Genomic DNA, 9,656 nt, shown 5'->3' on the forward strand with positions numbered 1-9,656 from the left:
AGCCGGCTTCCAGCGCTCCACGAGCCACCTCCGTGAGGTGGCGACCTATGCACGCAGCGACCACCCGCGTCGATCGCTCGCGCAAGTATTCGACTTTCCTCGGGCGGAAACCTGATCGGCGCTCTAGCACCTGCAATGCACTCCGCTCACCCCCGTCACTGGACAGCCACACCACCATGCTCCGGGTGTCCGCATGGCCGCGCGCGAATGCGTGAGCCGCCATGCTGATGGCCATGGGGGCAGTTGCGGCGCCAATCTCCCCGAAGGACATTCCCGTGTGCCACGCAGGCAGATCCGAGGGCAATCCCTGACCCTGGAGCCGGGTGAGCGCGCAGCCCCAGTCATACACCCGTCGCTCGTCACCATTCAGGTTCCCGATGAGCCGGCCTGGCTGCTGCGCGGCGGGCAGTGTCTGCCAGACCTGGGAGAAGGCTGTGGCGAGCGCCGCGCCCTGCCAATGTCGCCCCGCGAACCGGTCATGAGGCTCCCGGTGGAGGGCGCGCGCCCCGAGCACGCAGTGGATGGGGGCGCCCCGCCGCCGTGCGGTCTCCAGCAGTTCCACCCGCAGAAAGGCAGCGCACTCTCCTGGCAGGATGCCGTGAGGCCGCGACGGGGTCTTCAGCAGCCTCAGCGCGTCGAGCGCCTCCACGACGGGCAGGTCCACATAGCTGTCGATGCCTCCGACGATGCAGTTGGAGACAGCCCGCTGTTCCAACAGTCGCGCCGCGGCGGCAAGCGCATGGAGGAAGCCAGCCTGGTCTCCCCGGGTGACCTTCCAGTGGCCAGTGGGCACCGGCAACTCCGCCAGGCGTGTGAGCCGGGTCAGCATGTGCTGCTCCTGCTGCTGGCGTAGCGCCTCCAGGGTGGCAGCCAAGAACTCTTCTTCGTCCTTGGAATCGATATCGGACGTCAGGCCACGGGCCGCAGCGGCGGCCAGGAGTGGCAGGCTGCTCGAGAGATTGATCACCAGCCCGGTTTGCCTCCAGTCGTCCATCGTGCAGGAGCGCCGCAGGTCCGATAATGCGGCCACACCGAGGCGGATGAGCCTGCCAGGGCCGGTGAACCCCTCAGTACATCCGACCACGGTGTGCCCGAGAATGGACTCCGCGTCCCCCGTGTCCGGGTTGCGCCCAATGGAGTCCTCCAATGGAGAAATCCGGAGCAGGCCTGCCCTGGCGGCTGCACAGCTCGAGGCGGCGTCCCATCCGAGAGGGGAGACGACACCGAGCGCGGTCACCGCGAGTGCGCCGGAGGGCGAGGATTCACGCATCATGCGCCCAGGCCTCGTGGGTGCCTACTCGCCGCAGCATGGGCACATCACGTCCCCTGCACTGCTGCCCATGGCAACGACGGGCCCTTGCATCAGGGGAAACGGCGGCGTGTTCTTATCGTTGTGGAGCATCAAGTCCAGGGCGCGCACCACGTTCTTCCCCTCGAACTTCACGTCGAAGGAGAAGCTGACGAACTCGGCCTTGCCCTGGGTCTTGCTGGAGGCCACGCCACCGCCGGCGGTGCCCGCCTCGTCGCCAGTGCTTGTCTTGAAGTGGGAGTCCTTCACGCACACGGGGTTGCCGGCCACGGACACCTTCTTGGTTCCCTTGTCGGTGTCCGAAGATTGGGCCACGTTGGGGTAGGGGATGGGCACGGGCCCGGCCGGGCTGGGCGTCTTGCACACGTCTGGGAAAGCCATGGTGACGCCGCCGCTGTCCTTGGTCACCACGGACATCTTGTTGACACCGGTATTGACGGGCATTGCATCCACCTCGGGCTGCTGTGGATTGAGCAAGGGCTGGGCTCAGGGGTTGGCACGTTCTCCACCTCGAATATGCCTCACTCCCGCCACACGGAATCGCGAACCATCAAGGACATCTTCGCAGCCCCCCGGGAAGCCCAACGGAAAGCTGCGAATGCACATCCAATGGCATCTCAAATCCAAGGGGAACATGTCGATGGGTGGTGCGATGGGCTGGGAGAGCCAGTCCTCCCGAGAGGCACTCGACCCGGATTTCGATTTCCGACCCGAAATGGCACCGACACTCATTGGTGCATTCCTCGGGAACCTGAACTACGAAGCGAACCCATTTCTGCGTACGCCTGAAGAGATGCGGAAACTCTTCTTTGAAGGCATTCCGTACGAGTTGCCGTAGCTCAACTTCCTTCTCAGCCAGGACGCCCAGGGGATTTCCACTTCTACCGCAGCGTCTCCCAGGCGGCGGGCCGGGCCGGCGGCCCCCAGTTGCCGCCGCAGGTCAAGCCGTGCCATGCAGGGCGCCTTATGTCCTTCATGCATCAGGCGCTCGTGTTCCTCGCCGCCACCGTGGTGGCCGTGCCCCTCTTCAAGAAGTTGGGGCTGGGCTCCGTGCTGGGCTACCTGGCGGCGGGCGCGGCCATCGGGCCCTATGGCGCCGGCCTCATCTCCGACGTGGAGAACATCCTCCACATCGCGGAGCTGGGCGTGGTGCTGCTGCTGTTCGTCATCGGGCTGGAGTTGCAGCCCTCGCGCCTGTGGAGCCTGCGCCGGTCGGTGTTCGGCATGGGCGGCGCGCAGGTGGTGCTGACGGGCGTGCTGCTCGCGGGCGTGGGCCGGGCGCTGGGCCTGTCCACGGGCGCGGCCATCATCGCCGGCTTCGGCCTGTCGCTGTCCTCCACCGCGTTCGCGCTCCAGCTGCTGGCGGAGAAGAACCAGCTCACCACCGAGCACGGGCAGCTCGCCTTCGGCATCCTGCTGTTCCAGGACCTGGCCGTGATTCCGCTGCTGGCCGCGCTGCCGCTCCTGGGCGTGTCCGACACGCCGTCCACGGAGCCGGGCTGGCTCATGGGCCTGAAGGCCGCGGGCGTGGTGCTGGGGGTGGTGCTGGCGGGCCGCTACCTCTTGCGGCCGGTGTTCCGCGCCGTGGCGGGCGTGCACAGCCAGGAGCTGTTCACCGCGACGGCGCTGCTCGTCGTCGTGGGCACCGCGTCGCTCGTGAGCGCGGTGGGCCTGTCCATGGCGCTGGGCGCGTTCCTCGCCGGCGTGCTGCTGTCCGAGTCCGAGTACCGCCACGAGCTGGAGGCGGACATCGAGCCCTTCAAGGGCCTGCTGCTGGGCCTGTTCTTCATCGCCGTGGGCATGTCGGTGAACCTGGCGCTGCTCGCGCGCGAACCGTTGCGCGTGCTGGCGCTGGTGCTGGGGCTCACCTTCCTCAAGGGCGTGGTGCTGTATGGCCTGGGGCGCGTGGGGTTGAAGAAGCCGGGCTCCGCGGTGAGCCTCGCGGTGGTGATCTCGCAGGGCGGTGAGTTCGCCTTCGTCCTGTTCTCGCTGGCGGTGTCCTTCCACGTGATGGATCGCCCGCAGGCGGACCTGCTGGTGCTGGTGGTGGGCCTGTCCATGGCGGTGACGCCGTTCCTGTCCGCCGTGCACGAGCGCTGGGTGGCGCCGCGCCTCAAGCCGAAGGGCCCGCAGCGCGAGTACGACGTGTCACCGGATCAGGACCACCCGGTCATCATCGCCGGCATGGGCCGCGTGGGGCAGGTGGTGGCCCGCCTGCTGCGCGCGCGCCGCATCGGGTTCACCGCCATCGACGCGAGCGCGGAGCACATCGACTTCATCCGACGCTTCGGCAACCAGGTGTTCTACGGCGACGCGTCCCGGCTGGACCTGCTGCGCGCCGCCCGCGCGGACAAGGCCCACGTGTTCGTGCTCGCCATCGACGACATGGCCGCGTCCCTGCGCACCGCGCAGATGGTGAAGGAGCACTTCCCGCACCTGAAGGTCTTCGCGCGGGCGCGCAACCGCGAGCACGCCTACAAGCTCATGGAGCTGGGCATCACCCACCTGGTGCGTGAGACGTTCGACGCCAGCCTCGTCATGTCCAGCGACGTACTCCAGGCCATGGGGCTCACCTTCCCGGAGGCCCGGCGCACCGTGGAGCGCTTCCGCGAGCACGACGAGTCGCTGATGGTGGAGACGTCCAAGGTCTTCAAGGACGAGAAGAAGCTGATGGAGGTCATCGCCCGCGGCCGCCGAGAGCTGGAGCTGCTGTTCGAGAAGGACGAAGCCGAGCAGAAGTCGGCCTGAGGACGACCATGGCTTCCGACGCGCACACCAAACCCTCTTCGCGCCTGTACCTGTGGGTCCTCGCGGCCATCCTCGCCGGGGGCCTGCTGGGTCACCTCGCGCCCGCCACCGCCGTGAAGCTCAAGCCGCTGGGGGACGGGTTCATCTCACTGGTGAAGATGCTCATCGCCCCGGTCATCTTCCTCACCGTGGTGCTGGGCGTGGCCAACGTGGCGGACATGAAGAAGGTGGGCCGGGTGGGCGGCAAGGCCCTGCTCTACTTCGAGGTCGTCTCCACGTTCGCGCTGATCATCGGCGTGCTCGTCGTGTCGGTGCTCAAGCCGGGCTCGGGCTTCAACGTGGACCCTCGCACGCTGGACGCGAGCGCCGTGGCGCGCTTCGCCCAGCAGGCGCACGACCAGTCCACGATGGGCTTCCTGCTGCACCTCATCCCGCGCACCTTCGTGGACGCCTTCACCGGCGAGGGGGACCTGCTCCAGGTGCTGCTGCTGGCGCTGCTGTTCGGGTTCTCGCTGACAGCCATTGGCGCCGCGGCGAAGCCCGTGGTCGTCCTGTTCGAGGCGCTGTCGAAGGCCTTCTTCCACATGATTGGCATGGTGATGCGGCTGGCGCCCATTGGCGCGGGCGCGTCCATGGCCTTCACGCTGGGGGCCTACGGCATCAGCAGCCTGGGCCCGCTCATGCGGCTGATGGGCTGCTTCTATCTGGCGTGCGTCGTGTTCGTGCTGGCGGTGCTGGGGCCCATCGCGCGGCTGACGGGGTTCTCCATCCTGCGCTTCCTGCGCTACATCCGCGCGGAGCTGTTCCTGGTGCTGGGCACGTCGTCGTCGGAGTCCGCGCTGGTGCCGCTGATGCAGAAGCTGGAGCGGCTGGGCTGCTCCAAGTCGGTGGTGGGGCTGGTGGTGCCCAGCGGCTACTCGTTCAACCTGGACGGCACCAACATCTACCTGACCATGGCGGCGCTGTTCGTGGCCCAGGCGCTCAACGTGGACCTGACGTTCACCCAGACGGCCACGCTGCTGGGCGTGGCGATGCTCACGTCCAAGGGGGCTTCGGGCGTCACCGGGGCGGGCTTCATCACGCTGGCCGCCACGCTCGCGGTGGTGCCGTCGGTGCCGGTGGCGGGGCTGGCCCTCATCCTGGGCATCGACCGGTTCATGAGCGAGGCGCGCGCGCTCACCAACTTCATTGGCAACGGCGTCGCCACCATCGTCGTCTCCCGCTGGGAGAACGAGCTGGACCGCGACCGGCTCCGCGCCGAGTTGAGCGGACAGCCGCTGCCCATCACCGAGCAGGAGCAGGAGCAGGAGCCCGAGCCGCGGGCGGATCCGCCGGGGACGCCTTCGTAGGTCAGTGCGTGACGGCCTCGCGCACCGCTTCCTTCAGCACGTCCAGGTCCACCGGCTTGTCCAACAACTGCCGTGCCCCCAGCCGCAGGGCCTCCGCGTGCGTCTCCGCGTCCGCGAAGGCGCTGAGCAGCAACACCGGGCAGGACACGCCCTGGTCGCGCAGCCGCTCCAGCGCCTCCAGACCGGTGCGCCCCGGCATGCGCACGTCGCTGACGATGAGGTCCAGGGGGGCGAGCGTGCCGCCCTGCCCCCGCATCATCGCCAGGTAGTCCCCCAGCTCGTAGCCGTCCTCCACCTCCACCACCACGTAGCCCGCGCGGCTCAGCGTGCGCACCAGCAGCGCGCGCATCGCGTCGTCGTCCTCGGCCACCAGGATGCGCACCGGGCGCGGCGCGGCTTCGGTCGTCAGGGTCGGGTCGCTCATCCCGAGGCGGAGGAGCAGGACGCATGCCACGTGCCCTCGCGGTCCCCCGCGGCGTTCAGCACCGGGCGAAAGGGGCATCCTGCCCCCACCGGGGCAATGTGCCCCAGTGCGCCTTGGGGCCCCGTGGGGCATCGCGCCCCTCTTGCGGGTGGCTTCGCTCGGGGGAGGGGGCTGGCACGGCCGATGCTCTGGGCATGGATCAGCCCCGCACCCACTTCTCGCGGGCCCGAAACGGAGCACCTCCATGAAGCGCACGTCCGCCCTCGTCCTCGGTCTGTCCCTGTCCCTCGCCTCCATGGGCGCCTTCGCCGCCGCGCCCAAGGCCGCCAAGGGCACCACCGCCACGCAGGCGAAGACCGCCGTGAAGGCCAAGAAGGCGAAGCAGCCCGCGACCCAGAAGACGCCCGCCGCTCCCGCCGAGAGCACCAGCAGCGCGAACTAGTTTCGCACGGCGCCAGAAGCTGTCGTGACGCAGCACCCGCGGTACCCGTAGCGTACCTCCCCGGTCCGTGTGTTCCTTCCCCCTCACGCACGAACCGGGGGTTGCCTTTCCCGTGAAGCTCGCTCGCAAATTCACCCTGGCCCTCGTGCTGCTCGCCGTCGCGGTGATGGCCGGGCTCCAGGTGTTCCAGGTCAACCGGGAGCTCGCCCGGTCCGACACCGACATGCAGCACGACCACCGGCTGCTCGGCCACACGCTCGCCGGCTCCATTGGCAAGGCGTGGCAATTGGCGGGCGAGGCCGAGGCGCTCACCCTGCTCAACCAGGCCAACCGCTTCCAGGAGCAGGTGCGGCTGCGCTGGGTGTGGCTGGATGGCGGCCCGGGCTCCGGCTTCGCGCCGAGCCTTCCCCCCGCGCTGCTGTTGAGTCTGCGCGAGGGCCATGACGGCTGGTTGCAGGACACCACGAGCACGCCCGGCGTGCTGCGCTCGTACACGCCGGTGTTCCTGGGCCGACGCGTGGGCGCGATTGAGATCACCGAGTCCCTCTCCGAACAGCAGCAGCACGTGCGCACGACGGTGCTGGGCACCTCCATCGCCACCGCCGCGCTGAGCATCTTCTTCCTCCTGGCCGCCATGGCCATGGGCCGCAAGCTGGTGGGCCGGCCCGTGGAGCAGCTGGTGCATCTGGCGGGGCGCATTGGCGAGGGCGACCTCACCGCGCGCGTGCCGCTGCGGCGCGAGCAGGGCGACGAGCTGACGACGCTGGCGGTGGCCATGAACCGCATGGGCGAGCAACTGGAGGAGACGCGGGCGCGGCTGGCGTCGGAGACGGCGGCGCGGCTGGCGACGGTGGAGCACCTGCGTCACGCGGACCGGCTCACCACGGTGGGCAAGCTGGCGTCCGGCGTGGCGCACGAGTTGGGCACGCCCCTCAACGTGGTGATGGGCCGCGCGAAGATGGTGTCCTCCGGGGAGGCGGAGGGCGACGAGGTGGGCGAGTGCGCGCGGATCATCTTCCAGCAGGCGCAGCACATGACCGCCATCATCCGGCAGCTGTTGGACTTCGCGCGGCGGCGGGCCCCGTCGCGCGCGCCGGAGGACCTGTCACTGCTGGCCGAGCGCACCCTGTCGCTGCTCAAGCCCATGGCCACCAAGCGCGGCGCCACGCTGTCGCAGGAGGTGCCCGCGGGCTTCACGGTGGAGGTGGACGCCGGGCAGTTCCAGCAGGTGCTCACGAACCTGGTGATGAACGGACTGCACGCGATGCACCGACCCGGCACGCTGAGCGTGCGCTCGCAGGTGGTGCGCGCCACGCCGCCCGCGGACGTGGGCGGGCTGGAGCAGGAGTGGGTGCGGCTGGACGTGGTGGACGAGGGCACGGGCATCACCCCGGACGTGCTGCCCCACGTCTTCGAGCCCTTCTTCACCACCAAGGACGTGGGCGAGGGAACGGGGCTGGGCCTGTCCGTCTCCTATGGGATGGTGCGGGACCACGGGGGATGGATTGACGTGAAGAGCGAGCCAGGGCGTGGGAGTTGTTTCTCCATCTACCTGCCGCCGGGAGCCAACGCATGCCAGGCCGCATCCTGATTGTCGAAGACGAGCGCGAGATGCGCGTGCTCGTGGAGAAGGGGCTCCAGCGCCGGGGCTTCCAGCCCGTGGCCGTGGCCGCCGCGGACGAGGCCCTCCAGCGGCTGTCCGCCGAGGACTTCGACACGGTGCTCACCGACCTGCGCATGCCCGGCATGGACGGGCTGGCGCTGTGCGAGCGCATCGTGCTCAACCGGCCGGACATCCCGGTGGTCGTGGTGACGGCGTTCGGCAGTCTGGAGACGGCGGTGGCCGCCATCCGCGCGGGCGCGTACGACTTCATCACCAAGCCCATCGACCTGGACGCGCTGGTGCTGGTGCTGGAGCGCGCCGTGCAGCACCGCGCCCTGCGCGCGGAGGTGCGCAGGCTGCGGCAGGCGCTGGATGAGCGCCAGGACGACGGGGCACTCGTCGGAGAGAGCCCCGCCCTCAAGCAGGCGTATGCGCTCATCGACCGGGTGGCGGACGTGGACGCCACGGTGCTGATCACCGGTGAGAGCGGCACGGGCAAGGAGGTGGCAGCGCGCGCGCTCCATGCGAGGGGCCGGCGCAAAGAGGGGCCGTTCGTGGCCATCAACTGCGCGGCGATGCCGGAGCAGTTGTTGGAGAGCGAGCTGTTCGGTCATGCGAAGGGAGCCTTCACCGACGCGAAGGCGGCGCGCGCGGGCCTGTTCGTGAAGGCGAACGGCGGCACGCTCTTCCTGGACGAGGTGGGGGAGCTGCCGCTCACGTTGCAGCCGAAGCTGTTGCGCGCGTTGCAGGAGCGCGTGGTGCGGCCGGTGGGTGGGGACACGGAGACGCCGTTCGACGCGCGCATCGTCGCGGCCACCAACCGCGACCTGGAGCTGGCGGTGGAGGAGGGACGCTTCCGCGAGGACCTCTACTACCGGCTGAACGTCATCGGCATCGAGCTGCCCCCGCTGCGAGCGCGCGGCAACGATGTGTTGTTGTTGTCGCAGCGCTTCATCGAACAGTTCGCGTCGCGCACGGGCAAGCGCGTGGACGGCCTGTCACCGGCCGCGGCGCAGCGCCTGCTGGCGTACGGGTGGCCGGGCAACGTGCGCGAGTTGCAGAACTGCATCGAGCGCGCGGTGGCGCTCACGTCCTTCGAGCAGCTCACGGTGGATGACCTGCCGGAGCGCGTGCGCAACTACAGCACGCCGCGCGTGGTGCCGGAGAACACGGACGCGTCGGAGCTGGTGACGCTGGAGGAGCTGGAGCGCCGCTACATCCACCGCGTGCTGGAGGCGGTGGGCGGCAGCCGCACGCTCGCGGCGCGCATCCTGGGCGTGGACAGGAAGACGCTCTACCGCAAGCTGGAGCGCGGCGACGGGGAGCCGCGCGAGGCGAAGAAGCCCTGAGAGGGAGCGCTGAGGACGGTCGCTCCCGCCCCGTCCGGGTGCCACACACCCTCCGTCCATCCGCTCCTGTCACAACCCTCCACCATCAGCGCACGGACAGGGCGTGAGGCGGGCTTCCATGGACCCAGGGCTCCCGCTTCAGCGCGAGCGGAGTATGGTTCTGCGCGGATGCGTCTTGCCCTCATTCAGCCCCACACCTGGGACGTCACGGTCGGCCCCGTGACGAAAGCAGGCGACCGATTCGCTGCTGTCCCGTTTGTTCAGCAGGGCAGCCACGTTTCCCTCAAGATCCATTCGTCCACCCCGCCCGTAGGGGCCTGTCTGGACACCATCCGCCGTCCTGCTTCCGTGTCCGGCCCCTGAAAGCCGGGCACGCGCTGCCCACGCTCCGTGTTCTCTCCCTGAAGGGCCCCGCTCCCCGCACCCCCACAC

The 9,656-nt window shown here is 69.3% G+C and carries 9 protein-coding genes; 6 read left to right on the plus strand and 3 right to left on the minus strand.

The genetic code is table 11. From position 1 onward, the window contains the following. On the minus strand, nt 1–1,273 hold a 1,273-nt coding region (locus D7V97_RS34075), incomplete at its 3' end, for a hypothetical protein (RefSeq protein WP_147445086.1). A 21-nt stretch (nt 1,274–1,294) separates the two neighbouring features. Continuing rightward, nucleotides 1,295–1,753, minus strand: a complete 459-nt coding sequence (locus tag D7V97_RS34080) for a DUF4150 domain-containing protein (protein ID WP_120614795.1) — start codon at nt 1,751–1,753, stop codon at nt 1,295–1,297. A gap of 154 nt (nt 1,754–1,907) precedes the next feature. Between D7V97_RS34080 and D7V97_RS44350 the strand changes: the two genes are divergently transcribed. The 3 genes from D7V97_RS44350 (at nt 1,908) to D7V97_RS34090 (ending at nt 5,406) form a co-directional block, all read left to right on the plus strand. Continuing rightward, a complete protein-coding gene (locus D7V97_RS44350; RefSeq protein ID WP_147445087.1) occupies nt 1,908–2,147 on the plus strand; it encodes a hypothetical protein in 240 nt (79 codons plus the stop codon). Between the two features lie 128 nt (nt 2,148–2,275). Then, on the plus strand, nt 2,276–4,057 hold the full coding sequence (locus tag D7V97_RS34085; protein ID WP_120614796.1) for a monovalent cation:proton antiporter-2 (CPA2) family protein: 1,782 nt from the start codon (nt 2,276–2,278) through the stop codon (nt 4,055–4,057). Between the two features lie 8 nt (nt 4,058–4,065). Then, nucleotides 4,066–5,406 carry a dicarboxylate/amino acid:cation symporter gene (locus D7V97_RS34090; protein ID WP_120614797.1) on the plus strand — a complete coding sequence of 447 codons (1,341 nt, stop codon included), beginning with the start codon at nt 4,066–4,068 and terminating at the stop codon, nt 5,404–5,406. A 1-nt stretch (nt 5,407) separates the two neighbouring features. Here D7V97_RS34090 and D7V97_RS34095 read toward each other — a convergent pair whose 3' ends face one another. Next, nucleotides 5,408–5,830, minus strand: coding sequence for a response regulator (locus D7V97_RS34095; protein WP_120614798.1), 423 nt, complete (start codon nt 5,828–5,830; stop codon nt 5,408–5,410). 244 nt (nt 5,831–6,074) lie between these two features. Between D7V97_RS34095 and D7V97_RS34100 the strand changes: the two genes are divergently transcribed. The 3 genes from D7V97_RS34100 (at nt 6,075) to D7V97_RS34110 (ending at nt 9,224) form a co-directional block, all read left to right on the plus strand. Continuing rightward, nucleotides 6,075–6,272 (plus strand): hypothetical protein, encoded by a 198-nt coding sequence (locus D7V97_RS34100; RefSeq protein WP_120614799.1) that lies wholly within the window; start codon nt 6,075–6,077, stop codon nt 6,270–6,272. Nucleotides 6,273–6,384: 112 nt separating this feature from the next. Continuing rightward, nucleotides 6,385–7,863 (plus strand): sensor histidine kinase, encoded by a 1,479-nt coding sequence (locus tag D7V97_RS34105; RefSeq protein WP_120614800.1) that lies wholly within the window; start codon nt 6,385–6,387, stop codon nt 7,861–7,863. After that, a complete protein-coding gene (locus tag D7V97_RS34110; protein ID WP_120614801.1) occupies nt 7,845–9,224 on the plus strand; it encodes a sigma-54 dependent transcriptional regulator in 1,380 nt (459 codons plus the stop codon). Before D7V97_RS34105 ends, D7V97_RS34110 begins: the two co-directional genes overlap by 19 nt. The last annotated feature ends 432 nt before the right edge of the window (nt 9,225–9,656 follow it).

Origin of the sequence: Corallococcus sp. CA053C (assembly GCF_003611675.1) — a bacterium.
In the GTDB taxonomy this organism is placed as follows: domain Bacteria; phylum Myxococcota; class Myxococcia; order Myxococcales; family Myxococcaceae; genus Corallococcus.

What these genes read in the sequence shown, in the direction of transcription:
- D7V97_RS34090 (WP_120614797.1), top strand. Translation starts at nt 4,066, where the DNA reads ATGGCTTCCGACGCGCACACCAAACCCTCTTCGCGCCTGTACCTGTGG.
- D7V97_RS34085 (WP_120614796.1), top strand. Translation starts at nt 2,276, where the DNA reads ATGTCCTTCATGCATCAGGCGCTCGTGTTCCTCGCCGCCACCGTGGTG.
- D7V97_RS34100 (WP_120614799.1), top strand. Translation starts at nt 6,075, where the DNA reads ATGAAGCGCACGTCCGCCCTCGTCCTCGGTCTGTCCCTGTCCCTCGCC.
- D7V97_RS34110 (WP_120614801.1), top strand. Translation starts at nt 7,845, where the DNA reads ATGCCAGGCCGCATCCTGATTGTCGAAGACGAGCGCGAGATGCGCGTG.
- D7V97_RS34095 (WP_120614798.1), bottom strand. Translation starts at nt 5,830, where the DNA reads ATGAGCGACCCGACCCTGACGACCGAAGCCGCGCCGCGCCCGGTGCGC.
- D7V97_RS34080 (WP_120614795.1), bottom strand. Translation starts at nt 1,753, where the DNA reads ATGCCCGTCAATACCGGTGTCAACAAGATGTCCGTGGTGACCAAGGAC.
- D7V97_RS44350 (WP_147445087.1), top strand. Translation starts at nt 1,908, where the DNA reads ATGCACATCCAATGGCATCTCAAATCCAAGGGGAACATGTCGATGGGT.